The organism is Spiribacter pallidus, from assembly GCF_040838495.1.
In the GTDB taxonomy this organism is placed as follows: domain Bacteria; phylum Pseudomonadota; class Gammaproteobacteria; order Nitrococcales; family Nitrococcaceae; genus Spiribacter; species Spiribacter pallidus.
This window is the reverse complement of the sequence record NZ_JBAKFM010000001.1, coordinates 445422-470705: the sequence shown is the minus strand read 5'-3', so window position 1 is coordinate 470705 and position 25284 is coordinate 445422. Positions and strand designations below refer to the sequence as shown.

Annotated in this window: 30 protein-coding genes and 1 other RNA gene; 16 read left to right on the top strand and 15 right to left on the bottom strand. The window is 65.6% G+C overall.

Going from position 1 to position 25284, the window contains the following annotated elements; all coding sequences use genetic code 11:
* Positions 1 to 10 precede the first annotated feature (10 nt).
* From V6X73_RS02315 to V6X73_RS02265, 11 genes are all read right to left on the bottom strand, one after another.
* Positions 11 to 469 carry a CsgE family curli-type amyloid fiber assembly protein gene (locus tag V6X73_RS02315; RefSeq protein ID WP_367957929.1) on the bottom strand — a complete coding sequence of 153 codons (459 nt, stop codon included), beginning with the start codon at positions 467 to 469 and terminating at the stop codon, positions 11 to 13.
* Positions 469 to 1176, bottom strand: a complete 708-nt coding sequence (locus V6X73_RS02310) for a helix-turn-helix transcriptional regulator (RefSeq protein ID WP_367957930.1) — start codon at positions 1174 to 1176, stop codon at positions 469 to 471. The genes V6X73_RS02315 and V6X73_RS02310 overlap by 1 nt, the downstream gene beginning before the upstream one ends.
* A gap of 170 nt (positions 1177 to 1346) precedes the next feature.
* Positions 1347 to 2702 (bottom strand): magnesium transporter, encoded by a 1356-nt coding sequence (gene mgtE / locus V6X73_RS02305; protein WP_367957931.1) that lies wholly within the window; start codon positions 2700 to 2702, stop codon positions 1347 to 1349.
* Positions 2703 to 2751: 49 nt separating this feature from the next.
* A complete protein-coding gene (gene rapZ, locus V6X73_RS02300) occupies positions 2752 to 3624 on the bottom strand; it encodes an RNase adapter RapZ (protein ID WP_367957932.1) in 873 nt (290 codons plus the stop codon).
* Positions 3625 to 3652: 28 nt separating this feature from the next.
* On the bottom strand, positions 3653 to 3979 hold the full coding sequence (hpf, locus tag V6X73_RS02295) for a ribosome hibernation-promoting factor, HPF/YfiA family (protein WP_367957933.1): 327 nt from the start codon (positions 3977 to 3979) through the stop codon (positions 3653 to 3655).
* Positions 3976 to 5457 carry an RNA polymerase factor sigma-54 gene (locus V6X73_RS02290; protein ID WP_367957934.1) on the bottom strand — a complete coding sequence of 494 codons (1482 nt, stop codon included), beginning with the start codon at positions 5455 to 5457 and terminating at the stop codon, positions 3976 to 3978. Before V6X73_RS02290 ends, hpf begins: the two co-directional genes overlap by 4 nt.
* Before the next feature lie 60 nt (positions 5458 to 5517).
* Complete coding sequence (gene lptB / locus V6X73_RS02285; protein ID WP_367957935.1) at positions 5518 to 6249, bottom strand: LPS export ABC transporter ATP-binding protein; 732 nt, start codon at positions 6247 to 6249, stop codon at positions 5518 to 5520.
* The gene (lptA, locus tag V6X73_RS02280; RefSeq protein WP_367957936.1) at positions 6246 to 6704 is read right to left on the bottom strand and encodes a lipopolysaccharide transport periplasmic protein LptA; all 459 of its coding nucleotides are present in this window, start codon (positions 6702 to 6704) and stop codon (positions 6246 to 6248) included. The genes lptB and lptA overlap by 4 nt, the downstream gene beginning before the upstream one ends.
* A 43-nt stretch (positions 6705 to 6747) precedes the next feature.
* Entirely contained in the window at positions 6748 to 7329 is a 582-nt protein-coding gene (gene lptC / locus V6X73_RS02275; protein WP_367957937.1) for an LPS export ABC transporter periplasmic protein LptC, read from the bottom strand.
* Positions 7326 to 8300 carry a KpsF/GutQ family sugar-phosphate isomerase gene (locus tag V6X73_RS02270; RefSeq protein ID WP_367957938.1) on the bottom strand — a complete coding sequence of 325 codons (975 nt, stop codon included), beginning with the start codon at positions 8298 to 8300 and terminating at the stop codon, positions 7326 to 7328. Before V6X73_RS02270 ends, lptC begins: the two co-directional genes overlap by 4 nt.
* Positions 8301 to 8311: 11 nt before the next feature.
* A complete protein-coding gene (locus tag V6X73_RS02265) occupies positions 8312 to 9286 on the bottom strand; it encodes a calcium/sodium antiporter (RefSeq protein WP_367957939.1) in 975 nt (324 codons plus the stop codon).
* A 112-nt stretch (positions 9287 to 9398) separates the two neighbouring features.
* On the opposite strand from V6X73_RS02265, the gene V6X73_RS02260 reads away from it, so the two are divergent.
* From V6X73_RS02260 to hisD, 8 genes are read left to right on the top strand one after another with little or no spacing between them, the layout of a single operon-like run.
* On the top strand, positions 9399 to 10226 hold the full coding sequence (locus V6X73_RS02260; protein WP_367957940.1) for an ABC transporter ATP-binding protein: 828 nt from the start codon (positions 9399 to 9401) through the stop codon (positions 10224 to 10226).
* Positions 10223 to 10999: a lipid asymmetry maintenance ABC transporter permease subunit MlaE gene (mlaE, locus tag V6X73_RS02255; protein ID WP_367957941.1), complete on the top strand. Its 777-nt coding sequence runs from the start codon at positions 10223 to 10225 to the stop codon at positions 10997 to 10999. Before V6X73_RS02260 ends, mlaE begins: the two co-directional genes overlap by 4 nt.
* A 32-nt stretch (positions 11000 to 11031) precedes the next feature.
* Entirely contained in the window at positions 11032 to 11481 is a 450-nt protein-coding gene (mlaD, locus tag V6X73_RS02250) for an outer membrane lipid asymmetry maintenance protein MlaD (protein WP_367957942.1), read from the top strand.
* A gap of 2 nt (positions 11482 to 11483) precedes the next feature.
* Complete coding sequence (locus V6X73_RS02245; RefSeq protein ID WP_367957943.1) at positions 11484 to 11816, top strand: STAS domain-containing protein; 333 nt, start codon at positions 11484 to 11486, stop codon at positions 11814 to 11816.
* Entirely contained in the window at positions 11813 to 12058 is a 246-nt protein-coding gene (locus V6X73_RS02240; RefSeq protein WP_367957944.1) for a BolA family protein, read from the top strand. The genes V6X73_RS02245 and V6X73_RS02240 overlap by 4 nt, the downstream gene beginning before the upstream one ends.
* A 4-nt stretch (positions 12059 to 12062) precedes the next feature.
* Complete coding sequence (murA, locus tag V6X73_RS02235) at positions 12063 to 13343, top strand: UDP-N-acetylglucosamine 1-carboxyvinyltransferase (protein ID WP_367957945.1); 1281 nt, start codon at positions 12063 to 12065, stop codon at positions 13341 to 13343.
* Positions 13330 to 13980, top strand: coding sequence for an ATP phosphoribosyltransferase (hisG, locus tag V6X73_RS02230; RefSeq protein ID WP_367957946.1), 651 nt, complete (start codon positions 13330 to 13332; stop codon positions 13978 to 13980). The genes murA and hisG overlap by 14 nt, the downstream gene beginning before the upstream one ends.
* A gap of 5 nt (positions 13981 to 13985) precedes the next feature.
* On the top strand, positions 13986 to 15314 hold the full coding sequence (gene hisD / locus V6X73_RS02225; RefSeq protein ID WP_367957947.1) for a histidinol dehydrogenase: 1329 nt from the start codon (positions 13986 to 13988) through the stop codon (positions 15312 to 15314).
* Here the strand turns inward: hisD and V6X73_RS02220 are convergent.
* Positions 15311 to 16462, bottom strand: coding sequence for a S1C family serine protease (locus V6X73_RS02220; protein WP_367957948.1), 1152 nt, complete (start codon positions 16460 to 16462; stop codon positions 15311 to 15313). The genes hisD and V6X73_RS02220 overlap by 4 nt on opposite strands.
* A gap of 37 nt (positions 16463 to 16499) precedes the next feature.
* Between V6X73_RS02220 and V6X73_RS02215 the strand changes: the two genes are divergently transcribed.
* The 6 genes from V6X73_RS02215 (at position 16500) to V6X73_RS02190 (ending at position 21072) form a co-directional block, all read left to right on the top strand.
* Positions 16500 to 17258, top strand: coding sequence for a Nif3-like dinuclear metal center hexameric protein (locus V6X73_RS02215; protein WP_367957949.1), 759 nt, complete (start codon positions 16500 to 16502; stop codon positions 17256 to 17258).
* Positions 17259 to 17452: 194 nt separating this feature from the next.
* Entirely contained in the window at positions 17453 to 18043 is a 591-nt protein-coding gene (petA, locus tag V6X73_RS02210; RefSeq protein ID WP_367957950.1) for a ubiquinol-cytochrome c reductase iron-sulfur subunit, read from the top strand.
* Complete coding sequence (locus V6X73_RS02205; protein ID WP_367957951.1) at positions 18043 to 19296, top strand: cytochrome b; 1254 nt, start codon at positions 18043 to 18045, stop codon at positions 19294 to 19296. The genes petA and V6X73_RS02205 overlap by 1 nt, the downstream gene beginning before the upstream one ends.
* Positions 19296 to 20027, top strand: coding sequence for a cytochrome c1 (locus V6X73_RS02200; RefSeq protein ID WP_367957952.1), 732 nt, complete (start codon positions 19296 to 19298; stop codon positions 20025 to 20027). The genes V6X73_RS02205 and V6X73_RS02200 overlap by 1 nt, the downstream gene beginning before the upstream one ends.
* 32 nt (positions 20028 to 20059) lie before the next feature.
* The gene (locus tag V6X73_RS02195) at positions 20060 to 20692 is read left to right on the top strand and encodes a glutathione S-transferase N-terminal domain-containing protein (RefSeq protein ID WP_367957953.1); all 633 of its coding nucleotides are present in this window, start codon (positions 20060 to 20062) and stop codon (positions 20690 to 20692) included.
* Positions 20689 to 21072 (top strand): ClpXP protease specificity-enhancing factor, encoded by a 384-nt coding sequence (locus V6X73_RS02190; protein WP_367957954.1) that lies wholly within the window; start codon positions 20689 to 20691, stop codon positions 21070 to 21072. The genes V6X73_RS02195 and V6X73_RS02190 overlap by 4 nt, the downstream gene beginning before the upstream one ends.
* Here V6X73_RS02190 and V6X73_RS02185 read toward each other — a convergent pair.
* The 3 genes from V6X73_RS02185 to V6X73_RS02175 are packed head-to-tail and all read right to left on the bottom strand — an operon-like array spanning position 21065 to position 23882.
* Positions 21065 to 21664 carry a phosphoheptose isomerase gene (locus V6X73_RS02185; protein WP_367957955.1) on the bottom strand — a complete coding sequence of 200 codons (600 nt, stop codon included), beginning with the start codon at positions 21662 to 21664 and terminating at the stop codon, positions 21065 to 21067. The genes V6X73_RS02190 and V6X73_RS02185 overlap by 8 nt on opposite strands.
* 15 nt (positions 21665 to 21679) lie before the next feature.
* Positions 21680 to 22069 carry a YraN family protein gene (locus V6X73_RS02180; protein WP_367957956.1) on the bottom strand — a complete coding sequence of 130 codons (390 nt, stop codon included), beginning with the start codon at positions 22067 to 22069 and terminating at the stop codon, positions 21680 to 21682.
* On the bottom strand, positions 22038 to 23882 hold the full coding sequence (locus V6X73_RS02175; protein WP_367981208.1) for a penicillin-binding protein activator: 1845 nt from the start codon (positions 23880 to 23882) through the stop codon (positions 22038 to 22040). Before V6X73_RS02175 ends, V6X73_RS02180 begins: the two co-directional genes overlap by 32 nt.
* Positions 23883 to 24020: 138 nt before the next feature.
* Between V6X73_RS02175 and rsmI the strand changes: the two genes are divergently transcribed.
* Both rsmI and rnpB read left to right on the top strand, forming a co-directional pair.
* On the top strand, positions 24021 to 24878 hold the full coding sequence (gene rsmI / locus V6X73_RS02170; RefSeq protein ID WP_367957958.1) for a 16S rRNA (cytidine(1402)-2'-O)-methyltransferase: 858 nt from the start codon (positions 24021 to 24023) through the stop codon (positions 24876 to 24878).
* A gap of 22 nt (positions 24879 to 24900) precedes the next feature.
* Positions 24901 to 25258, top strand: an RNA gene (rnpB, locus tag V6X73_RS02165) — RNase P RNA component class A.
* Positions 25259 to 25284 lie beyond the last annotated feature (26 nt).

Below are 25284 nucleotides of genomic sequence, written 5' to 3'. Positions count from 1 at the left end.
TCGTGGGCGGTCAATCCGGCGCCGGGCGCAGTCGCGTCTGGTAGCGATCGATGATGCGACTGACCTCGCGCACCGCGGTGGCGGCCCGCTCCTCCGGGCCGGGGTTACGGGGCCACACGCGGATGCGGTAGATCACCTCGCGACGAAACCGGATGATGATTTCGGTGCCTTCGCTCATCCACGGCGACTCCTCAACGCCGATCACGCCGCGGGCGATCACGGACTGATTGCGCCAGTGATTGGCGAAGGCATCGTAGAAGCGATCACCCAGGGCGGTGACCGTGCGCTGGATGACCATGTTGTTGAGGCCATCGTTTTCCAGGCCACCCTCACGGGGCGGTGGAGCCTCGAGGGGGGTCGGGTCTTCCAGGCCATCGGCCTGCCTTCCCTGGCCGATGGCCTGCCACAGCGGCCACAGACCCACCAACCCCGCGCCGGCCAGCAGCGCACAGCACCGCCGCCGTCTCATCACAGGCGCTTGGGCCGGAGGCTGCGCTGTGCCCACATCGCCGCGGCGACGCGATTGGTGCAGCCGATCTTGCGATAGGCGTTATACAGATGGGTCTTCACCGTATGGGGGCTGACCGAGAGTTTGTCGGCGATATGGTCGTTGCTCAGTCCCTGGGCGAGCGCCTGCAGTACCGTCATCTCCTTGCGGGTCAGTGCCTCGACGGGCGCCTCGCGCTGGCGCCGGCGTCCCGCGGCCTCGCCTGGTGCGAGCAGTTGACGGATCTTGCTCAGCAGGTTTTCGAACGGCTCATTATCGTGGAAGGCCCCAACGATTTCGCGTCGGGCGAGAAACTGCTCGGCATCCACGCTGGCGGGCAGATTGATCAGGATGGTTGGCGGCAGACCGGCGGCGCCGGTGGCTGCACCGGCATGATCCTCGAGGATGGTCGCCACGCCCCGATCGGCGCTGCGGATATCAAGGATGATCAGTGCCGGACGCTCACACTGGAGCAGGGCACCGAGTTGGGACGGTGCGCCCATATGGGAGCGGCAGATCCCGTAGTCGAGCAGATATTGCCCGAGCAGCCGGTTCTGGATGGAGGCGTCTCCGAGCAGAAGGCTGACCGGCAGATCGCGGCTGGCGGGTTGTTCGCCGGCGGCGAGGGGGCTGGTCTGATTGGCCAGCCGGGATGATTCGATGGATGTATAAGGCGTGTTCCTTTCCATGGTCTACCTCGGTGTTATGGGGCGATGTGTGCAGTTGCAGGATATTGCTCGCCCGTCATTCCGTTCCACGGAACATCGGGTCACGGGGATGGTAAGTTGTTATGGCGTCAGGCGGGGATCGATTCAGTAGGGTTTTGTAAGGTCGGACGGACTACCCCGTAAGGGGTAGTTCAGATAAGGAAAATGGTGGCCAGCCCCAGGAAGGCCATGAAGCCGACCACATCGGTGACGGTGGTCAGGACAACGCCCCCGGCCAGCGCCGGGTCCACGCCCAGTCTTTTGAGCATCAGCGGCACCCCCACCCCCGAGAGACCGGCGACGAACAGGTTGATGACCATGGCCGCGGCGATGATGGCACCGATGGCCGGCTCGCCAAACCAGATAACGGCGATGCCCGCCAGGATGGCCGCCCACATCAACCCGTTAAGGATGCCGATGCCCAGCTCCTTGACCAGAAGGGCCCGGGTGTTGCGAGAGGCGACCTGTCCCAGTGCCAGGGCGCGGGTCACCAGGGTCAGGGTCTGGGTTCCGGCGATGCCCCCCATGCTGGCGACGACCGGCATTAAGACCGCCAGTGCGACCACCTGCTGAATGGTGCCCTCGAAAAGGCCAATGACATAGGCGGCGAGCAGCGCGGTCAGCAGATTGATGCCAAGCCACAGCGCCCGTCGCCGGGTGCTTGACCAGATCGGGGCAAATAGATCGGCTTCATCGCCGAGCCCGGCCATGGTCAGGATCGAGCGCTCTGCTTCATCGCGGATGACATCCACCACATCGTCAACGGTGATGCGGCCAATCAAGCGGCCCCGCTCGTCGAGCACCGGTGCCGAGATCAGGTCACGGTCCTCGAACATCTTGGCCACCTCGCGGGCGGGTTTGTCCGCGGCAATGGCGACCGCTTCGGTATCCAGCACATCGGCCACCGGACTGGCCGGATCGCGGGTCAGTAGGTCGCTGACCCTGAGTACGCCAAGGAAGTGATCGAAGCGGCTGACCACGAACAGGTGATCGGTGAGTTCGGGGACACTGCCACGCATGCGCAGATAGCGCATCACCACATCCAGGCTGAGATCGGGCCGGACGGTGACCGTGTCGGTATTCATCAGCCCGCCGGCGCTGTCCTCGGGGTAGGCGAGCACCGCCTCGAGCCGCTGGCGGTTTTGATTATCCATCGACCGAAGAATGGCGCCGGTCAGTGTCTTGGGCAGGTCCTGCATGAAGTCGGCCAGATCGTCCACGTCCATGCCCGAGGTGGCGGCCAGCAGTTCGGCCTCATCCATCTCTTCGATCAGCCCGCTGCGGACCTCGTCATTGACCTGCAACAGCACTTCACCGCCGTTTTCTTCCTCGACCAGCTCCCAGAGCAGCTTGCGCTCGGCCACCGGAAATGATTCGAGCAGATCGGCGATTTCTGCCGGGTGGAGGGCGTTGAGCATGCGCCGGGCCTCCGGGACGGTGCCGCCCTGGAGCAGACCGGAGACGGTGTCCGCAACCCGACCCTGTTTTTGTTCGCGCTCGTCGCTCATGCATCACCCCGCCCGACGGATACCGGGAGATGATCCGGCAGTCCGGGCATCAAGGCAATTCCCGATGCCGGATGGTGACGGTCAGATCCGTCCGTCGCAGGTGGTTGGCGAGGGCCTCGATGAGGTAGACCGAGCGGTGCTGGCCACCGGTACAGCCCACTGCCACGGTGAGGTAGCTGCGGTTCTCACGCTCGAAAACCGGCAGCCAGTCATCCATGAACTCGGCGAGTTGCCGACTGTATCGCTCAACGAGCGGGCTTTCGGCGAGAAATCGACGCACTGGCTCGTCCCTTCCGGTGTGCGGCCGCAGCTCGGGCTGCCAGTGCGGATTGGGCAGGCAGCGGCTGTCAAAGACGAAGTCGGCATCCGTCGGGGTACCGTGCTTGTAGCCGAACGACATGAGCTGCACCGACAACTGCGTGGGCGTGTGGGTGAGCCGATCACGGATCAGCGTCCTTAGCTCGTGCAGCGTGGTATGGGTGGTGTTGATGGTCATGTCGGCGCGCGCCTGCACCGGCATGAGCAGTTTGCGCTCGCCGATGATGGCTTCGGCCAGCGGGGTGTCGCCATTGCTCAGCGGATGACGCCGGCGGGTCTCGGAGAAGCGTTTCAGCAGCGTGGCGTCTTCGGCATCAAGGAAGACGATCTCCGCGGCCAGGCCCTGTTGCCCCAGGCCCTCGAGGATATCCGGGATCCGCTCGAGGGCCTCGAGCCGGTTGCGGGCATCGATGCCGACGGCGTACTGCATCTCGCCGCCGGTCGCCGCGATATGCCCGCCAAAGGCCTCGAGCAGGGCAACCGGCAGGTTGTCGATGCAATAGAATCCGCTGTCCTCGAGCGTTGCCAGGGCGACACTCTTGCCCGAGCCGGACAGTCCACTGACGATAATCAGCCGCCGGGGCGAGCCCTCGGGGGTCACCACGGGGTTCGCTCGAGGTCAGACATGTCGATCACGACTCCAGGTTGGGGCCCAACCGGCCGTCTTCGCGGTGGTGGTCGCTGCGCTTTTCCTTGTGCTTAACCACCTGGCGGTCGAGTTTGTCGATCAGCGCATCGATGGCGGCGTACATTTCGTCCTCGGTGGCTTCGGCAAACAGACGGGCACCACTGAGCGCCAGCGTGGCTTCGGCCTGGTGGCGGTTTTTCTCGACCCGGAGCATGACATGGGCATCCACGACATTGTCGAAATGCCGCTCGAGGCGCTGGAATTTTTCCTCCACATAGCCCCGCAGCGCATCGGTGATATCCAGATGTTGTCCGGTGATATCGATTTTCATGATTTCTCCTTTTGGGGTCGCGCCGGTCGCCGGCGATCGGTGGATGAAGCGATGCCCATGACCTCGCGGTATTTCGCAACGGTACGCCGGGCAACGTGGATACCCTCGTCCTGCAGGGTCTGTGTCAAACGTGCGTCGCTCAGCGGCCGCGTCGGGTCTTCCGCCGCGACCAGGCGGCGTATCCGCGCACGAATCGCCGTCGCCGAGCACTCGCCGCCATCGGCGGTCGGGACATGACTGGAGAAGAAGTGCTTGAACTCGAGCGTGCCCATGGGGGTGTGCATGTACTTGTGGGTGGTGATGCGGGAGATGGTCGATTCGTGCATCTCCACCGCCTCGGCCACGTCGCGCAGCACCAGCGGCTGCATGGCCTCTTCGCCCTGCTCGAGGAAGGCTTGCTGACGCTCGACGATGGTCTGCGCCACCCGCTGTAGTGTGTCGGCCCGCGAACGCAGGCTTTTGATCAGCCATCGCGCTTCTTGCAGGTGCTGTCGAAGCAGGCTGTTATCGGCGCTGCTGTCGCCCCGTCGGACCAGGCTTGCGTAGTAGCTGTTCACCCGCAGTGCCGGTGAGGCCTCGGGGTTGATCTCGACCTCCCAGCGGCCGTTGACCCGTCGGACGAAGCAGTCCGGCACGATGTACTCGGTGCGGGGCTGCGAGAACGCCGAGCCCGGGTGGGGGTCGAGTTGCTGGATCAGCGTGATGGCCTGCTCGAGAGCGGCCTCGTCCAGCCCCAGGCGTTTCTCTAGCGTGCAATACTGCCCCTCGGCTAGCCAGCCGAGCCCTTGTTGGATCACCCGCCGGGCGGCTTCCCGGCCCGGGGTGTCGGCCGGCAGTGCGTCCACCTGAATGGTCAGTGCCTCGGTGGCATCCTGTGCCCCGATGCCCACCGGATCCAGGTGCTGGATGAAGGCGAGCACCGCGCGGACCTCGTCGACATCCGCCTGCAGCTCGCTGGCCAGGGTCTGTTGAAGCGACTCGAGTGGTTCGCTCAGATGGCCGCGCTCGTCGATGGCATCCACCAGAGTGTCGGCGATCTGCCGATCCCGGGCGCTGAGCTTGGAAATGGCGAGCTGCCAGTCAAGGTGGGCCTGCAGAGTGCGCTCGTCGCCAGCGCGATTCTCCAGAGGATCGGGGCCGCCGGTCGGTTCGGTGGCGTTGACCGCGGCCGAGGTGACGGGCTCGTCCCAGCGTTCGTCCACGGGCAGCGATTCGCCCAGTCGCGCGGCATCGGTGGCGTTGCTCCCCAGTGGCATCTCGGAGGGGTCGGTGACCGCGGGCTCGGACGTCGTCGCCTCGGACGGAGCGGGATCGCCATCGCTCTCGTCCTCGAGCTCGAGCATCATGTTGGATTCGAGCGCCTCGCGGATTTCGAGGTTGAGCTCCGCTGCCGGCAGCTGCAGAAGCCGGATCGCCTGCTGGAGCTGGGGCGTCATGGCCAGCTGCTGACTTGTGCGAAGCTGAAGGGCGTGTTTCATCGTCTTCCCGAATCCGATTGCCTGATCAGACTAACGTCAGCGCGCCGTTGATCGCCACCACTACAGCGTGAAGTCTTCGCCCAGATAGACTGCCCGGACCTGTTCGTCGGCAAGAATCGTAGTGGCATCGCCTTCGACGATGACCTGTCCTTCATTGAGGATGGTGGCCCGGTCCACCAGCGCCAGGGTCTCGCGGACGTTGTGATCGGTGATCAGCACGCCGATCCCACGTTCGGAGAGGTGACGGACGATCGCCTTGATATCCCCCACCGAGATCGGGTCCACACCGGCGAAGGGTTCATCCAGCAGGATAAAGCGTGGTTCCGCGGCCAGCGCCCGGGCGATCTCGACGCGCCGTCGCTCACCGCCGGAGAGGCTAACCCCGGACTGGTCGGCCAGGTGGCCGACGCCGAACTCGGCCATCAGCGAATCGGCCTGTTCGTGCTGTCGGGCCCGGCTGAGATCGGCACGGGTCTCCAGCACGGCCAGCAGGTTGTCGCGCACGGATAACCGCCGGAACACCGAGGCCTCCTGGGGCAGATAGCCGACACCGGCACGGGCGCGCTCGTGCATCGCCGCCCGGGTGATGTCCCGTCCGTCGAGGTGGATTCGGCCCCGGTCCGGCCGCACCAGGCCGACCATCATGTAAAAGCTGGTGGTCTTGCCGGCGCCGTTGGGGCCGAGCAGGCCAACGATCTCACCGTTGCGCAGCCCAATGGAGACATCGTCGACCACGCTGCGTCCCCGATAGCGCTTGCACAGGCCATGGGCCTGGAGTTGGCCGGTGCTCATTGCGACGCCCCCGCCTCAGGGAATACGCGGACCTTGACCCGTCCCTGGTCTTCGCCGTCGGCGACGGTGCGCTGGCTGTCCGGGTAATGGGTGATGACCTCGCCGGTCACCGAGTTCTCGCCCTCCCAGACGCGGCCGCCGCCGAGCAGCACAAGCCGCTCCGGTGCGGCGGCATAGTACTCCATCCGGGGGGCTTCGGCCCGGCGCGGTGGCCCCTCTGGCTGCAACGCGCGGTAGCGCGCCGGCGAGCCCTCGATCTCGACGCGCTGCAGCCGTCGCGCCTCGTCGGTGAAGGTGCGCATCACCGAGCCGGTCAAGCGGGTCTGCCCGCGGATGAGTACGACGTTGCCCCGATAGACCCCGGTGCCCTGCTGGTCATTGATTTCGGCGCGATCGGCGCTGAGATCGATGGGCACGGGTTGCTGGGCAGGGCTCGCGGCTGCAATGAGCAGCATCGCGAGTCCCGGAATCAGCCAACCCGCCCGCCATCGGGACAGCCTAGCGTGCGGGTTGGTAGTGACCTGCCACATCATCGAGCAACTCCAGTCTTTCCTCATCCAGCCACAGCCGGGCCCCGATCGCATCGACATCATACCCGGGGCCGTGCAGCGACACCGCCGCCGGCGTGCGGGCCTGGGACCGGCCAGGGCGCACCTTGAGGTATGCCGTCTCCAGCCGGGTCACCCCGGCTGGTTGCATCCGCTGCATGATGACATCGCCAATGACTTCCACCCGGTCGGTATCGAGCATGCTGCGGGCGAGCCGTGACCGCCCACGCCAGGGTGGGCCATCGGCGGTTGCCAGTACCCAGCGCGGGGTATCCAGCGCCCAGCGCGCGGGGCGCTCGAAGTATCGCGCTGTGGGTGCCTCGACCTGCCAGGTGACCGCTCCGTTCTCGTCGCTGGCCTGCAGCCGGACTTCGCGGGCATAGGCCTCGAGCTGGTCGCTGTCCGGTGCCCGGGCGGGGGCCGGCGACGGGCGATCCTGCCATTGCCAGAGGGCGATCGCAGCAATGGCAAAAACCGCCAGAAGACCCGCCCAGTGGCCAGGCTCGGGGCGCAACCATGGCGAATGTCTCACACCACCCCCGCCCGCAGGAGGTCGTGCATGTTCAACGCCCCGACAAGGCGGGCGTGCTCATCCACCACCAACAAAGCATTGATCCGGTCGCGCTCCATGGTGGCGAGGGCCTCGGCGGCCAGCAGGCCGCGGCGGATGCACCGCGGTGCCGCGGTCATGACCGCTTCGGCCGTGGTCGTATGGACATCCACTGCTTTATCCAGCGCCCGACGCAGGTCGCCATCGGTGAAAATACCGATGACCTCACCCTCCGGGCCGGTCACCGCCGTCATCCCCAGCCCTTTGCGACTCATCTCGACGAGGGTTTCGGAGAGCGGCGTATCGGCGGTGACGCGTGGGATGGCATCACCCTGGTGCATCAGATCATCGATGCGCAGCAACAGCCGTCGGCCCAGCCGGCCGCCGGGGTGGGAGTGGGCGAAATCCTCGGCGGTAAAGCCGCGGGCATCGAGAAGGGCGATGGCCAGCGCATCACCCATGGCCAGGCTGGCGGTGGTGCTGGCGGTCGGTGCAAGGCCGAGGGGGCAGGCCTCACGATCGACCCCGGTCTCCAGATGCGCATCGGCGGCCCGGGCGAGCGTCGATGACGGATTGCCGGTCAGGGCAATCAAGCCCAGCGAGCGGCGCTTGATCACCGGAAGCAATTGATTGATCTCGGCGGTCTCACCCGAGTTGGACAAAGCAACGACGACATCGTCGGCGGTCATCATGCCCAGATCGCCGTGGCTCGCCTCGCCGGGGTGGACGAAAAACGCCGGCGTGCCGGTGCTGGCGAGCGTCGCGGCAATCTTGCCACCGATATGCCCGGACTTGCCCATGCCCAGCACCACCACCCGGCCGCTGCAGGCGAGGATCAGGCGACAAGCGGTGGCAAAGGCCGCATTGATGCGTGATTTGAGTGCCGCGACCGCGCTCGCTTCGGTGTCGATCACCGCCTGGCCCAGTCGGCAGAAGTCCTTGTCAGTCAGCATGTCCGTCTCACTCACGAACCACCCAGAAAAAGCATGACCTGATAGGCGATAAACGCGGCCAACAGGATGGCCCCCTCGCCCCGGTCCAGATGGCCCCACCGCCCGGGACCATAACCCATCGCCACAATGGCGACCATAAAGCCGCTCATGATGGCGTAGTCCCGGGCCAGGCTCGCGCCATCGGTGGCGAAGGGTGCAATGGCGCCGGCGATCCCCAGAACGGCCAGTAAGTTGAAGATATTCGAGCCCAGGATATTGCCGATGGCGAGATCATCCTCACCCCGCCGGACACTGCTGATCGCCGCGGCCAGCTCGGGCAGACTGGTGCCCACCGCCACGATGGTCAGCCCGATCACCAGGTCGCTGACCCCCAGCGCCTGGGCCAGCGCCACGGCGCTGATGACCAGAAGCCGGGCGCTGATCAGCAGCACCACAAGCCCGACAACCAGCCACACCACGGCCTGCCGCAATGGCATGGGCGCCGGCAAGGCCTGCCGGATCTCCCGGGTCATGATGTCGGCGTCGTCGTCGGCCCGGCGGGCGGTCCGGCCCATCCAGATCAGTACCCCGGCCATCGCCGCGAGCAGCACCAGCCCGTCGACCCGAGTGATGCGGGCATCCGCCAGTAACAGCGCAGTCAGCCCGACCACCCCCAACAACAATGGATACTCGCGCCGCAGCACCGCCGAGCGCATCGCAATCGGCATGACCAGGGCCGTTATCCCGAGGATCAGCCCCACATTGGCGATGTTCGAGCCCAGCGCATTGCCCAGCGCCACGCCGGGTGTGCCATCCAGCGCCGCAATGGTGGAGACCAGCATCTCCGGCAAAGAGGTGCCAATCCCCACCACCGTCAGCCCGATGAGCACCGGGGAGACACCCAGCTGACGGGCCACCGCCGAGGCACCGGCGACAAACCGGTCGGCGCTCCAGGCAAGGGCAACAAACCCGGTCACGATCACGATCGCGGGTAGCAGAAACTCCATCCAGCAGGATCCCGAATCATCCACAAAGGCAGCAACATACCGTATTTGACCGCCCCCCTGCCTTGGCGGATACTCGCGCCATCCAATCCTTGCAACCGGTCAACCTTGCTCCATGCCCGAACCACAGCCGATCCCGGCCGCACCGCCGCTGGTGGAAATCAGTGATCTGAGATTCCGGCGCGGTGGACGGTGGGTTTTCGATGGCATCGATCTGAGCGTACATCGTGGCGAGGTTGTTGCCGTCATGGGGCCGAGCGGCACCGGCAAGACCACCTTGTTGCGACTCATCGGGGGCCAGTTGCGCGCCCACAGCGGCAGCGTGCAGGTCATCGGTGAACCCGTGGGCAGCCTGGGGCGGCGGTCACTCTATGCGCTGCGCCGGCGGATGGGCGTGTTGTTCCAAAGCGGGGCGCTGTTTACCGACCTGGATTGCTTTGACAACGTGGCTTTCCCGCTGCGCGAGCACACCGCGCTCCCCGAGCCGCTGATCCGCCACATTGTATTGATGAAGCTCGAGGCCGTTGGGCTTCGGGGGGCCCGGGGGCTCTACCCCGCCGAGCTCTCCGGCGGCATGGCCCGTCGGGTCTCGCTGGCGCGCGCGCTGGCGCTTGATCCGGAGCTGATCCTCTACGACGAACCCTTCGCCGGTCAGGATCCCATCTCGATGGGTGCATTGATGAAGCTGATCCGCCAGCTCAATGATGCGCTTGGCCTGACCAGCATTGTCGTCTCCCATGATGTCGAGGAGACCCTCGAAATCGCCGACCGGGTCTATGTGATCTCGCAGGGACAGGTAATGGGTGTTGGTACCCCCGATGAATTGCGGCGCCGGGGATCGGAGTGGGTGCAGCAGTTTCTGGGGGGGCTGGCCGATGGGCCGGTCCCGTTCCACTATCCGGCGCCGTCGCTGAGCGAGGACTTTGGAGGCGGGGCGTCATGATCGTCCGGCTGCGGCAGCTTGGTGCCGGCACCCTGAGCGCCACCACAACCCTTGGTCGGGCGGTCCTGTTTTTGCTGCGTGTCGTGCGCGGCAGTGGCGAGCTGATCCACCGGCCCGGTCTGTTGCTTCGCGAACTCTACTCGGTGGGTGTGCTCACTTTGGTGATCATCATCGTCTCGGGGCTTTTCGTGGGCATGGTGCTGGGCCTGCAGGGTTACTACACGCTGGTGGATTTTGGCGCGGAGCAGTCGCTGGGGGTGTTGGTCGCGCTGTCACTGACCCGCGAGCTCGGCCCGGTGGTCACCGCGCTGCTGTTCGCCGGGCGGGCCGGATCGGCGCTGACCGCCGAGATCGGGCTGATGAAAGCCACCGAGCAGCTCGCCGGCATGGAGATGATGGCAGTGGACCCGGAGCGGCGGGTGGTTGCCCCCCGGCTTGTGGCGGCACTGCTGGCACTGCCGTTGCTGGCGATGATTTTTACACTGCTGGGCATCGTGGGCGCCTATCTGGTCGGTACCAGTCTGTTGGGTGTCGACGGCGGCGCGTTCTGGTCGCAGATGCAGGCCCAGGTCAGTTTCGAGGATGATGTGCTCAATGGTCTTATCAAGAGCATGCTTTTTGGCGTCGCCGCCGGTTGGATTGCGGTTTTCAACGGCTACGACTGCCAGCCCACCTCGCGGGGCGTGAGTCGGGCCACGACCCGGACCGTAGTGGTGACATCACTGGTGGTATTGGGGCTCGACTTTGTGCTCACCGCCCTGATGTTCGATTAACGGAGGATCAGCCGTTGGATAATGCACGCAGCATGGAACTTGCCGTTGGCGCCTTTGTCGCCGCGGGCCTGGCGGCCCTGTTTGTCCTGGCGATGCAGGTGAGCAATATCACCGCGTTCCAGCAGTCCGAGGGCTACACCGTCGAGGCCTATTTTCAGAACGTGGGCGGGCTGCGCGAGCGGGCACCGGTGCGGATGGGGGGCGTCCAGATCGGCCGGGTAAGTGCCATCACCCTGGATGCCCAGCGCTTTGAAGCCCGTGTCGCCCTGACCATCGACCAGCGCTATGACGATCTGCCCAGCGACACCGCGGCGAGCATTCGCACATCCGGGCTGCTCGGCGAGCAGTACGTCTCGCTCGAGCCCGGCGGGATGCCGGATGCCCTGGCAGAGGGCGACGAGATCACGCTCACCCGCTCGGCGCTGGTGCTCGAGGATATCGTCGGGCAGTTTCTCTACAACCAGTCGGGCGAGGGTGAATAGGCATGGCCGATGACACCCGAGCGGGCGGTCGGCTTGAAGACAACGGTGGCGGGACGCTGATGATCCACGGCAGTCTGAGAAGCGACGACGTCGTGCGGCTGTATGACGCGCTGCCCATCGATGCCCGCACGTTGCGGCTGGAGCTCACCGGGGTGAGCGCCGTGGACAGCGCGGCGGTGGCCATGCTGCTGGACTGGCGTTGGCGGCAGCAGGCGATCGGCGGCGCGTTGCAGATCGAGCATGCGCCGGATTCATTGCGACGGCTCGCGGCCATTGGTGGGGTTGATAGACTATTGGGGATTGAGGGAATCACGACGGGGGCAACAGCCAAATGATGGAACCCGATGCCATACGGGCCCTGCTGCAGGCGGGGCTTCGGGATGCGGATGTCGAGGTCGCCGGCGACGGTCGGCACTTTCAGGCGCGAATCGTCAGCGCCGACTTCGAGGGGTTGCCCCTGCTGCGACGCCACCGGATGGTCTACGATCTGCTGCAATCGCATATCGACAGTGATGTGTTGCATGCCATTTCGATGCGGACCCTGACACCGGCCCAGGCCGCGGCCGAGCAGGGCTGATCGCGTGGAAAGATTGCTCATCCGCGGGGGGCGGACCCTCGATGGCGATATCCGGATTTCGGGCGCCAAGAACGCCGCGCTGCCGATCATGGCGGCGACCCTTCTGGGGGATACGCCATCGGTGATCGGCAACATCCCTGATTTGCACGACATCACCACGACCATGGAGTTGCTCGGCCGCATGGGCGTGCAGTTGACCGTGGATGAGCGCATGCGCGTCGAGATCGACCCCCGCAGCATCAGCAACTGTCATGCGCCCTATGAGCTGGTCAAGACCATGCGCGCCTCCATCCTGGTGCTCGGCCCGCTGCTCGCGCGCTACGGCGAGGCGGATGTCTCGCTGCCGGGTGGCTGCGCCATCGGCACCCGACCGGTCAATCTGCACGTCGAGGGGCTGCGGGCCCTCGGTGCAGAGATCAGCGTCGAGGGCGGCTACATCCGGGCACGCTGCCAGCGGCTGAAAGGCGCGCGATTGGTCATGGATCTGGTCACGGTGACCGGTACCGAAAACCTGATGATGGCCGCCACCCTGGCCGAAGGACGGACCGTCATCGAAAACGCCGCCCGCGAGCCTGAGGTGGTGGATCTGGCCAACTGCCTGAATGCCATGGGGGCGCGCATCGCCGGGGCAGGCACCGACACCCTGACCATCGACGGCGTCGAGCGCCTCGAGGGGGCGCGCTACGACGTGTTGCCCGATCGCATCGAGACCGGCACTTTCCTGATTGCTGCGGCCATGACCGGCGGGCGGGTGCGGTTGAAGAACACCGCTCCCCATCTGCTGGATTCGGTGCTCGCCAAGCTGCGTGAGGGGGGCGCCGAGGTGGATGTGGGCGAGGACTGGATCAGTCTGGACATGCACGGCGCCCGGCCGCGGGCGGTGCAGGTCCGCACCGCCCCCTATCCGGCCTACCCGACGGACATGCAGGCCCAGATCTGTGCCATGAACGCCGTCGCCGAGGGTGTTGGCATGGTCACTGAAACGGTCTTTGAAAACCGTTTCATGCATGTCCAGGAGATCCAGCGCATGGGCGCGGATGTCCGGCTGGAGGGGCATACCGCGATCAGCAACGGCGTGGCCCGCCTGACCGGGGCGCCGGTCATGGCAACCGACCTGCGCGCCTCGGCCAGTCTGGTCCTCGCCGGCCTGGTCAGTGAGGGAGATACCGTGGTCGATCGGATCTACCACATCGACCGTGGTTACGAATGCATCGAAGAAAAGCTTGCGCAACTGGGTGCCGACATTCGTCGAGTACCCGGGGAGACCACCCGTGAGTCGGCCTGAGCAGATTACCCTGGCGCTTTCCAAGGGCCGGATCCTCGAGCAGACACTGCCATTGCTCAAACCGTTGGGCATCGAGCCGTTGGAGGATCCATCCAGCAGCCGCAACCTAGTGCTGCCGACCAGTGACGAGCGGGTGCGCCTGATCATCGTGCGCGCCACCGATGTGCCGACCTATGTGGCCCACGGCGGTGCCGACCTGGGGGTGGCGGGCAAGGACGTGCTCATGGAGCAGGGCGGTCACGGGCTCTACGAGCCCCTCGACCTGGGCATTGCGCGTTGCCGTTTGATGGTCGCAGGCCCGGCGGACGCCCGGCTGGATGGCCAACGGGTCAGCGTGGCCACCAAGTTCGTCAATATCACCCGGCGCCATTTTGCCGCCCAGGGCCGTCAGGTCGATCTGATCAAGCTGTACGGATCGATGGAACTGGCCCCGTTGGTGGGGCTTGCCGACTTTATCGTTGATCTGGTGGATACCGGTAACACGCTGCGGGCCAATGGCCTGGCGCCGCTCGAGCATATCGCGGATATCAGCTCGCGGCTTGTGGTCAACAAAGCATCAATGAAACTGCGACATGACGAACTCCAGCCGATGCTCGATCGCATCGCGGCGGCGGTGGGTCATGGCGGTAACGGATAGAGGCCATGCTGGACATACAACGGCTCAGTACAACGCAACCGGATTTTGATCAGCGGCTCGCCGCGCTCACCGACTGGGATGACGGGGCCACCCATGCGGTCGAAGCGGCGGTCGGTGAGATCCTCAAAGCCGTCCGACAGCGGGGTGACGCCGCCTTGCTGGACTACAGCGAGCGCTTCGATGGCTGGCGTGTCGGTCATGTCACCGAGCTCGAGGTGGGGGCAGCCCGCTGTGGTGAGGCGCTCGAGGGCCTTCCGGCCGACGATCGTCAGGCCCTCGAGACCGCCGCGGCCCGGATTCGCGAATATCACCTGCATCAGCGCCAGGCCGGCTGGGAGCGCACCGAAGCGGATGGCACCCGTCTGGGCCAGCAGATCCGTCCCATCGAGCGGGTCGGCATCTATGTGCCCGGCGGCAAGGCCGCCTACCCGTCGTCGGTGCTGATGAATGCGATCCCGGCGCGGGTGGCCGGCGTGGGCGAGATCGTCATGGTGGCGCCGGCACCCGGCGGCGAGATCGCGCCCATGGTGCTGGCCGCCGCCGCGGTGGCCGGGGTGGACCGGGTCTTTCTGCTCGGCGGCGCCCAGGCCGTTGCCGCATTGGCCTACGGCACCGACACGGTACCGGCGGTGGACAAGATCGTTGGGCCGGGGAATGCCTTTGTGGCCGAGGCCAAACGGCGGGTGTTCGGTCATGTGGGCATCGATATGGTGGCCGGTCCATCCGAGATCCTGATCATCTGCGATGGCCAGACGGATCCGGCGTGGACGGCCATGGATCTGTTCTCGCAGGCCGAACATGATGAGGATGCCCGGGCCATTCTGGTCTGCCCCGAGGCACGCTATCTGGATGAGGTCCAGGCCGCGATGGAGCGGCTTTTGCCCGACATGAGCCGCTCAGAGATCATCCGGGCGTCGCTGTTGCGGCGCGGCGCGCTGATCTGTGTGCGCGATCTTGGTGAGGCCGCCCGCGTGGCCAATGCCATTGCCCCGGAGCATCTTGAGCTATCGGTCGTCGAGCCGGAGCGGCTCGCGGCGGCCATCCATCACGCCGGTGCCATATTCCTGGGCCGCTACACCCCCGAGGCGCTGGGGGACTACTGCGCCGGACCCAGCCATGTGCTGCCCACTTCGCGCACGGCGCGGTTCGCATCGCCCCTGGGGGTGATGGATTTTTGCAAAAGCACCAGCATGGTGTACTGCACGCCGTCGGGCGCGGCCGAACTGGCGCCGGTGGCCTCGCGCCTGGCCCATGCCGAGGGGCTGACCGCCCACGCCCGATCGGCCGAGTACCGTCTGGCGGCGGCCAGTGGAGAGGGCGACGGGCAGGACTAACGGCCCGGCGGCTGCTGGGGCCGGCGTTGGCCCATGGCGGGGGGACGCTCGGCGATGCGCACGGTCCACTCCACCGATTGGTCCTGTCGACGGCCCGTCAGCCGGACCTCCGAGCCCGGATCGCGCTCGGTGATGCGATTGAGCAGATCGGTCACGCCGGCTACCGGCGTGCCCTCAAGTTGGCTAATGATATCACCGATCTGCAAACCGGCCTGATCCGATGGGCCGCCAGGCAGTATGCCGGCGACCCGGACACCCTTCTGGATGGGACTGTCCTGGATTTGAATGCCGATCCAGCCGCGGATCACCCGGCCGTGGTCGATGATGTCATTGAAAACGGCCCGGGCCAGCGCCGCAGGGATAGCGAATCCGATGCCCATCGATCCCCCCGAGCGGCTGAAGATCGCGGTATTGATGCCGATGATCTCGCCGTCGGTATTCACCAGCGCACCGCCGGAGTTGCCCGGGTTGATAGCGGCGTCGGTCTGGATGAAGTTCTCGAATGTCGTCAGCCCCAGCTCGCTGCGTCCCAGCGCACTGATGATGCCCTGGGTGACGGTCTGGCCAACGCCGAAGGGGTTGCCGATGGCGAAGACCACGTCGCCGACGCGCATCTGCTCGGCGGGTGCCAGCCGGCTGAAGGGCAGGTCATCGGCTTCGATGCGCAGCACCGCCAGATCCGACTCCGGATCATTGCCCACCAGCTGTGCCGGTGTCCGTCGGCCATCGGCGAGCAGGACCTGGATTTCGGCCGCCCCCTGGATGACATGATTATTGGTCAGGACATGGCCATCGGCGCTGACCACCACGCCCGAGCCCAGCGAGGTGTCCAGGGGTGGCCCGCCATCGGCGGGGAGATCATCAAACAGCCCCTGCAGTTGCGGCGTCTCGAGAAACGCATTGCGCGGGTCCGGCTGCCGAGTCGCGGTATAGATATTCACCACCGCCGGCGCGGCGCTGGCGACCGCGTCGGCGTAGGAGGCCACGCCCAGGCCATCGCCGGATAGCATCAGCTGTTGTTCCACCGGACGGGGCGCGGTGGTCCCATGGTTCAATACATCCGGTGCCAGCCAGACCACGGCCCCGGCCACGACAACGCCCACCAGGGCGTAGCTGAGGATAAAGCGGGTTATTCGCTGCAGTGACATCTTCTATACTCGGCACCGATCAATAGGGAATCGCACTATGGTACACCGTCGCGAACTGCAGGATTATCTCGCCGAGCGGCTGGATGTGGCCGGCCTGGGCGATTACTGCCCCAACGGTCTTCAGGTCGAGGGGCGCCACCGGATCGAGCGTCTTGTCACCGGTGTGACCGCCTCGGCGCGGTTTCTCAAGGCAGCGCTGGAGGCCGAGGCGGATGCCGTGCTGGTGCATCATGGCTTTTTCTGGAAGGGCGAGCCGGCGGTGGTCACCGGGATGAAGGCCGAACGACTGCGCTTGCTGCTGCGTCACGATGTCAATCTGTTCGCCTATCATCTGCCGCTGGATGTGGATCGACACTGCGGCAATAACGCCTGTCTGGCGGAAAAGCTTGGCGTTGCGTCGTGCGAGACGGTGGCCGCCGGCGGGGTTCCGGGGCTGCTCTGGTACGGTCAGCTTGACTCGTCTGTCGGTCCCGAGGGGATGGTCGACCGGCTCCGGGCGGGCCTCCAGCGGGAACCTATGTGGGTGGATGGCGGTCTAGAGACCATCCAGCGCGTGGCCTGGTGTTCCGGGGGCGGTCAGCGGTTTTTGACCGAGGCGGCCGCACTGGGCGCAGATGCCTATGTCAGCGGTGAAATCTCCGAGCCCACCGCCCACGAGGCCCGCGAGCTGGGGCTGCATTATTTCGCCGCCGGGCATCACGCGACCGAGCGGGACGGCGTCCAGGCGCTTGGGGCCGAGCTCGCCGACCGGTTCGGGATCAGGCATCGGTTCATCGACGATCCGAACCCGGCCTGACAGCCCCTTGATCAGGGCCAAGACGGGGCCGGATGGACGCCCGCCAGGCCGCGCTGCAGCTTGACGATTGCAGGCGAATGTTGGATTCTTCTCCCCTGAAAATACCGCGGGTTTGCGGTGGCAGGTGGTGATTGGCCCTTCCTGGAGACTCGGCCGGTCATCTGGACTGAAATGATCCATGCGGGGGAACCCGAATGTCCCAGGATGGCGCGAACAAGAGCCGACGCCGATTCCTCACCGGTGCCGTGACAGCGGCCGGCGGCGTGGGTGTTGCCTACACGGCGGTGCCTTTTCTTGCCTATTGGAATCCCAGCGCGACGACACGGGCGGCGGGTGCGCCGGTCGAAGTCGATACATCCACCCTCAAACCGGGCCAGAAGATGGACATCAGCTGGCGGGGCCAGCCGGTCTGGGTCATCCGCCGCTCCGAGTCGGCCATCGAGCGACTCGCCGAGGTGGAAGACCGACTCAGTGATCCGGCCTCGGCGGTGGCCTCGCAGCAACCCGCCTATGCCCAGAATGCGCACCGGTCGCTCGATCCAGAGTTGCTGGTGCTGATTCCGATCTGCACCCACCTTGGGTGCATCCCGTCCTACATGCCGCAACCGGGCTCGCTGGATGCGGACTGGCGGGGCGGTTTCTTCTGTCCGTGTCACGGCTCCAAGTTTGATATGGCCGGACGGGTCTATGCCGGCGTCCCCGCGCCAACCAATCTTCAAGTGCCTCCGCACCGCATCGCTGACAATGGTGTGCTTGTGGTCGGAGAGGATCAGGAGGCTGCCTGATGAGTGATGCCACGAAAGCCCAGGGCGGGTTGCTGGGGTGGGTGGATGCCCGCTTTCCGCTCACCCGGATGTGGAACGAGCACATCGGTGAGTACTACGCGCCCAAGAACTTCAACCTCTGGTACTACTTCGGGTCGCTGGCGCTGTTCGTGCTCGTCAACCAGCTGCTGACCGGCATCTGGCTGACCATGAACTACAACCCCTCCGCCGACGGGGCGTTCGCGTCGGTGGAGTACATCATGCGCGATGTCGAGTGGGGGTGGCTGATCCGCTATATGCATTCCACCGGCGCATCGGCTTTCTTTGTGGTGGTGTATCTGCACATGTTCCGGGCGCTGCTCTACGGGTCGTATCAAAAGCCCCGGGAGCTGATCTGGGTCTTTGGCATGATCATCTACGTGCTGCTCATGGCCGAGGCGTTCATGGGCTACCTGCTGCCCTGGGGGCAGATGTCCTACTGGGGGGCACAGGTGATCATCTCGCTTTTCGGGGCCATCCCGGGCATCGGCGAAGAGCTGGCGCTCTGGATCCGGGGTGACTACAACATCTCCGGCGTGACCTTGAACCGCTTCTTTGCCCTGCATGTGGTCGCACTGCCGTTGGCCCTGGTGGGGCTGGTGGTCTTCCATATCCTGGCGCTGCATGAGGTCGGCTCCAACAATCCAGACGGGGTGGACATCAAGAAGAACAAGGACAGCACCGGCAAGCCGAAGGACGGGATTCCCTTCCATCCGTACTACACGGTCAAGGATACGTTCGGGCTCGGGGTGTTTTTGATCTTCTTCAGTGCCGTGGTCTTCTTTGCTCCCGAGATGGGTGGTTATTTCCTCGAGCCGCCCAACTTCGAGCCGGCCAACCCGCTGCAGACGCCCGAGCATATTGCACCGGTGTGGTATTTCACCGCGTTCTACTCGGTGCTGCGGGCAATCCCGGACAAATTCGGTGGGGTGCTGGCCATGGGGTTGGCCATCTTTCTGCTGTTCCTGCTGCCCTGGATTGATCGCGGCAAAGTCCGTTCGATCCGTTACCGCGGGTTGGGCCACAAGATGGCCCTGGGGCTGTTCGCGGTGGCCTTCGTCTGCCTGAGCTACCTCGGGCTGCAGGCCCCATCGGATGTCTATTTTGGCCTGACGGTGACCCTGTGGGCGCAGATCTGGACGGCGGTGTATTTCGGGTTCTTCATCTTCTTGTTCACCTACACGGCGTTCGGGTTCGAAAAACCCAAGCCGGTGCCAGAGAGGGTGACCGACTGATGAAGACAATCGCATTCGCAATCATGCTGGCGCTTTTCTCGGGCACGGCCGTCGCCGCCGGGGGCGGGGGCGACCTGATGGATGCCAAGGTGGATGTCTCCAACGAGGCGTCCCTGCAGCGTGGCGCCAAGCTTTTCGCCAACAACTGCATGGGTTGCCACTCCGCCAAGTTTGTCCGGTGGAACGCGTTGCCCGAGGCCCTCGGGGTGTCGATGGAGACCATCGAGGAGAATCTCATCTATGGCAGCTACGAGGCCGGGGACACCATCAACGCAGCGATGCGCCCGGCGGATGGCTCTGAGTGGTTCGGCGCCGCCCCGCCCGACCTCTCGCTGACGGCACGGGCGCGCGGCGAAGACTGGGTCTATACCTACCTCAACAGCTTCTACCGCGATCCGGACGCAAGCATCGGCTGGAACAACAAGCTGCTGAAGAACTCGTCTATGCCCCACGTGCTCTGGCGGTTGCAAGGCGTACCCGAGCCGGTCTACGAGGGCAGCGGCGACAGCATCCAGGTGGCATCGCTGGAGATTCCGGAAGGCCAGGGGGGCACGCTCACCGAGGCGGAATACCATCAGGCCACCCGGGATATCACCAATTTCATGGCCTTCATGGCCGAGCCGGTGCGTGCCAAGCGTCAGGAGATCGGCGTCTGGGTGATCGGCTTTCTGGTGGTATTCACCATCCTTGCCTACTTCCTCAAGCGCGAATACTGGAGGGACGTCCACTGAGTCGTCAGGCCGAAGACCTCGAGCCCGGCACTGTGGCGCTGAGCCAGCGCTCGAGTATCGGGTTGTACAGCGATCCGTCCGCGCTCGACAGCCACCGCGTCCGGCTGGTTCTGGCCGAAAAGGGGATCGCGGTTGAGATTGTCGAGGTGGCGCCGGGCGGTGCCCAGCCCGAGGACCTGGCCGATCTCAACCCCTATGCCGAGACGCCGACGCTGGTGGATCGGGATCTGGCGCTGTACGACGCTCGGGTGATCTGCGAATACCTGGATGAGCGGTTTCCACACCCGCCGCTGATGCCCATCGATCCGGTGTCGCGGGCCAAGGCAAAGCTGGTGATATCGCGGATCGATCGCGACTGGTGTCGGCTGATCCAGCGGCTCGAGGATGGCGAGAAAAAGGGCGTGGCCAAGCTCAAGCGCGATCTGGGCGAGAGCCTTGCGGCAAGCGCCGATGTCTTTGCCACCGGCACGCGGTTTTTCTTGAGTGACGAACTCACCATGATGGATTGTGTGCTTGCCCCGGTGCTCTGGCGTCTGCCGCTCCACGGCGTCGAGCTGCCGACCGAGGCGTCCGCCGTCACCGAATATGCCGACCGGCTCTTCCAGCGCGAGACCTTCCAGGCAAGCCTCACAGAAAGTGAGCAGGCCATGCGCGGGGGACGATGACCCCGTCCCGTCCGTATCTGCTTCGTGCCATCAACGAGTGGGTCGTGGACAACGGCATGACCCCGCATCTGCTCGTCGATGCCGAGCATCCCGACCTGGATGCGCCGATCGAGTTTGCCGAGGAAGGCCGCCTGGTCCTCAATATCTCAGCCAGTGCGGTTCGCGGACTGGATCTCGGCGACCACGGAGTCGCTTTCAATGCCCGGTTTGCGGGTCAGCCGCGCACCGTTTTCGTCCCCATGGCTGCGATCATGGGCATCTACGCCCGTGAAAACGGCCGCGGCATGCTGTTCACCCCCGAAGATGGGGATGGTGACCCACCGCCCACGGGCACGGATGACACCAAGCCCGAGCGGCCGGGGCTGCGCGTCGTCAAGTAGGGCGTTGATCGCCGAACAGCTGCTGGTCGATCAGATCGCACAGGCAGTGGATCACTAGCAGGTGGACTTCCTGGATGCGTGCCGTGGCCTGGGCAGGGACCCGGATCTCGATGTCCCGCTCATCCAGTACCCCGGCCAGCTGGCCGCCTTCCCGGCCTGACAGGGCGATCACCCTAATGCCTCGGTCATGGGCGGCCGAGACCGCCTCGACCACATTGGGGCTGCCACCGCTGGTGCTGATCGCCAGCAGCATGTCGCCGGGCGTGGCCAGCGCCCGGATCTGCCGGGCGAAGACCTGCTCGTAGGCGTAGTCATTGGCAATGGAGGTCAGCGTCGAGCTGTCCGTGGTCAACGCCACGGCGGGCAACCCGGGCCGCTCCATCTCGAAGCGGTTGAGCAGTTCCGAAGAAAAGTGTTGGGCATCGCCGGCCGATCCGCCATTGCCGCAGCTCAAGATCTTGCCATCGCGCCGCAGACACTCGGCCATGGCCAGGCCGGCCTGGCTGATGGCCGGTCGCAGATGGTTGAGTGCGGCCTGTTTGGCCTGAATGCTTTCGTGGAACTGTTGCGCGATGCGCTCGCTCGGATCCATTCGGTTGAACTCCTGTTAATCGTCGGCGCGGAAGGCATCCCGCTGCCACTGGATCGTGCCATTGGGGTCGATGGCGATCACGTCAAACCGGGTCGCCGGTTCCTGCCCGCGGCGCTGTAGCCACCCGGCGGCCGCAGCCACCAGGCGCTGCCGTTTGCCACGGGTAATGCTCTCGAGTCCGCCGCCGTGGATGCCGGCGCGGCGCACGCGAACCTCGACGAATACCACCTCGGTCTGATCCTGCATGATCAGGTCAATCTCTCCCCGGCGCAGACGGAAGTTGCGCTCGATAAGCGACAGCCCCCGGGCCTGCAGATAATCGAGCGCCAAATCCTCACCGGCCATACCCATCGTCTGCCGCGGGCGGGCATGCTCAGCGGCCTTCGCGGTTTGTCGATTGACCATCCTCCACCTCGGTTTTCTCGGGCAGGTTCACCGGGCGCAGGCCATCGGGGGTGATCTCCATGACCGGCGTCGTCCGCCGAATGCGCTGCCGGGTATCCACGGCAAGGGTGCCTGTCGCCCCGGCGGTGCGCAGTGATGGATATCTCAAAAGCGCATCGATCCGGCTCAGCAGGTTGTAGGCGTCGACACCCAGCGCAAGCAGCCGGTGCTGGCTCTCCAGCCCAGCGGCATCGAGCTGCTGCCGGGCCCGCTGCGACCCGGGATCCGGGTTGCGCCCCATCAACCACGGCAAGCGCGGCAGCATGAGTCCCTCGAGGTCGTTGTTGACCTCGGCGGCCGGCTGTTCATCGTGGGCATCGGCCACCCCCAGTACCGGCAGTCCGATGCCACGATGAAAACGGATCTGAGGCAGCACCAGGCGCGCATCGGGCTGCCGGGCTGCGACGAACACCCCATCGATGTCCATCCGCCGGCGGGCTTCGAAGCGAAGCCTCGTGCCGGTGATCGACTGGATCCGCTCGTGCCGGCCATCGCTGGCATCCAGGTTGAGAAGCTGTCGGATCGGGACCGCCAGATCCTGCGCCTCGGGTGAGTAGCTCACCACCTCGGCGATCCGGCCATCCCGATCGGTTAAGGCATCGCGAAAGGCCTGTCCAACCCGACGGCCCCAGTCATCGGCCCGGCGCAGCACGGCGAGCCTCTGGTAGCCGAGCCGACGGGCCGCCTCGGCCATGGTGCGGGCATCGTCCTCCGGCGCCAGGCCGAATTGGTAAAAGCCCGGTAGCCGATCCGCCGGCGGCCTGGTCTCAAGCCGATTGAGTGCAATGGTGGGGCGTGAGCGGTCCAGGTTCCGGGCCAGCTCCCGGACCGCCGCTTTGCGCAGGGGGCCGATTACCTGGCCCGCGCCCTGGTTGAGGGCACGCTGATAGGCAAAACGCGGCGGTAGACCCGCCTCACCGGTGTCGATGAAATCGAGTCGGCGAGGCCGACGCTGTGAATCGCTGGCGTGATAGGCCGCGAGGATACCCCGCTGGATGAGCGCGCCGGCGTTCGCCAGTTCGCCGGAGAGCGGCAACAGCACGGCCACCCGGCGGGCGGGGGAGAGATCCGCCCGCTGCATCAGCCGGATGCGGGTAAGCAGCATGCCGGTGGCGGGGTGCTGCGGATGACGCCGCCGCCATTGCCGCAGAAAGCGCCGGGTTGCATCGGGATTGAGGGCGTGCCGGGCGACACCGTCGGCCAGTTCTTTCCAGCCGCCGAGATCGGTATTTGCGGTGGCCGGCGCCGGCCAGTCATCCGCTTGGGTGCCATCCAGGGCGATGAGCGCACGCCAAAGCACCGATTCGGCGGTCAAGCGGTGGGTGGCCGATGCCTGGGGGGCGTCGTCAATTCCGGTAAGGACCGTCACCGCCTTTGCATATTCCCCGGCGGCCATCCGTGACTGGCCTTCCCAGAGGCGTCGCAGTGGTTCGATGCGAGCCGAGACTTGTCCCTCGAGCCGGGCCAGGCTACGGGCCTTATCAGGATCGGATCGGTCTGCCGCCTGCCGGATCGCGAGCATCTCGCGCAATGCCTGGGTGGCCGGCGACGCCGCCCGGCCCGGTGGATCGGGGGCATCCATGTCATCGGCGAGCTGGGTGGCGAGCACCGCCGCCTCGAGCCGCAACCGAGTCCGCGTGGGTGCCGGTGCCTGGTCGGCGGCCATATGCAACAGGGTGATGGCGCTGGTGGTATCGCCCAGCCGTTGGGCGGCCTCGGCATCGTCCAGCTGGGGAGAGTCGAATGGCCGTTCTTCGGTTGCCGGCGGTGGCATGGTCGCGCACCCGGCAAGCACAGCCAGTGCGGCGAGTACGACAAACAAGGGGCGGATGGCAGTCAAAAAATGGCCTCGCAGCGGTCCGTGCAGCCCTTTACACTGCAGCGACCAGAGTATCGAGTCCGGAAAACTGACATGTCAAACGACGCCGGTCGCCTCCATGTCGTCGCGACACCCATTGGCAATCTCGAGGACATATCGCCCCGGGCGGTGCGGGTGCTCGGTGAGGTGGCACTGGTGGCCGCCGAGGACACGCGACACAGCGGTGGCTTGCTCAACCATCTGGGACTGAAAACGCCGCTGGTCAGTCTTCATGAGCACAATGAGGCGCAACGCATCGACACTGTGCTGGCGCGACTCCAGGCCGGTGATGACATTGCTCTGGTTAGTGATGCGGGGACACCCCTGATCAGTGACCCGGGCTACCGGCTGGTACGAATGGCCCAGCAGGCGGGCATCGAGGTGGTGGCCGTGCCAGGGGCCAGCAGCGTGACGGCGGCGCTATCGGTCGCTGGTCTGCCCACGGACCGGTTTGTCTTCGAGGGTTTTCTGCCGGCCCGGGCCAGTGCCCGGCGTCAGCGCATCAAGGCGCTTGCCTCGTTGTCCTCGACGCTGGTGCTCTTCGAGGCGGCCCGGCGCCTGCCGGCAGCCCTGGCTGACCTGCAGGTCGTCATGGGCGGTGAACGTGAGATCGCCCTTTGTCGTGAGCTCACCAAGCGTTTCGAGACGGCGCGGCTGCTGCCCCTCGAGCAGATGCGTGAGTGGGTCGAGTCGGATGCCGATTGCCGGCGCGGTGAAGTGGTGCTGGTCATCGGGCCGCCGGCAGAGGCACAGGCCCCGCCGCCGGTGCTGCCGGCCCCGGAGGTTCTGGCATTGCTTCGGGCCGAGGGCCTCGGTGCCCGGAGCGCGGCACGAGTGGCGTCCAGGCTCACCGGTCAATCGGTCAATGCGCTCTACGATATGGCCAGTGGTCAACCACGCACGCCGGGTTGAGCCGGTGTACAATCGGTGTCGGGAAGTCGGCCGGGCAGTCGCGGCACACCATATGGTGGCGCGGAGGAAAGTCCGGGCTCCGACGGGCAGGGTGCCAGGTAACGCCTGGGCGGCGTGAGCCGACGGAAAGTGCCGCAGAAAACATACCGCCGATGGCCGCCGCGGGTGGCACAGGTAAGGTTGAAATGGTGCGGTAAGAGCGCACCGCATGCGTGGTAACACGGCATGGCAGGGCAAACCCCACCCGGAGCAAGACCAAATAGGGGAGCATACGCGTGGCCCGCGCGGCTCCCGGGTAGGTCGCTAGAGATGCGCGGTGACGCGTATCCCAGATGAATGTCTGTCCTCGACAGAACCCGGCTTACAGGCCGGCTTCCCACTTTCTTTTCATGCGAATTCTCGCATT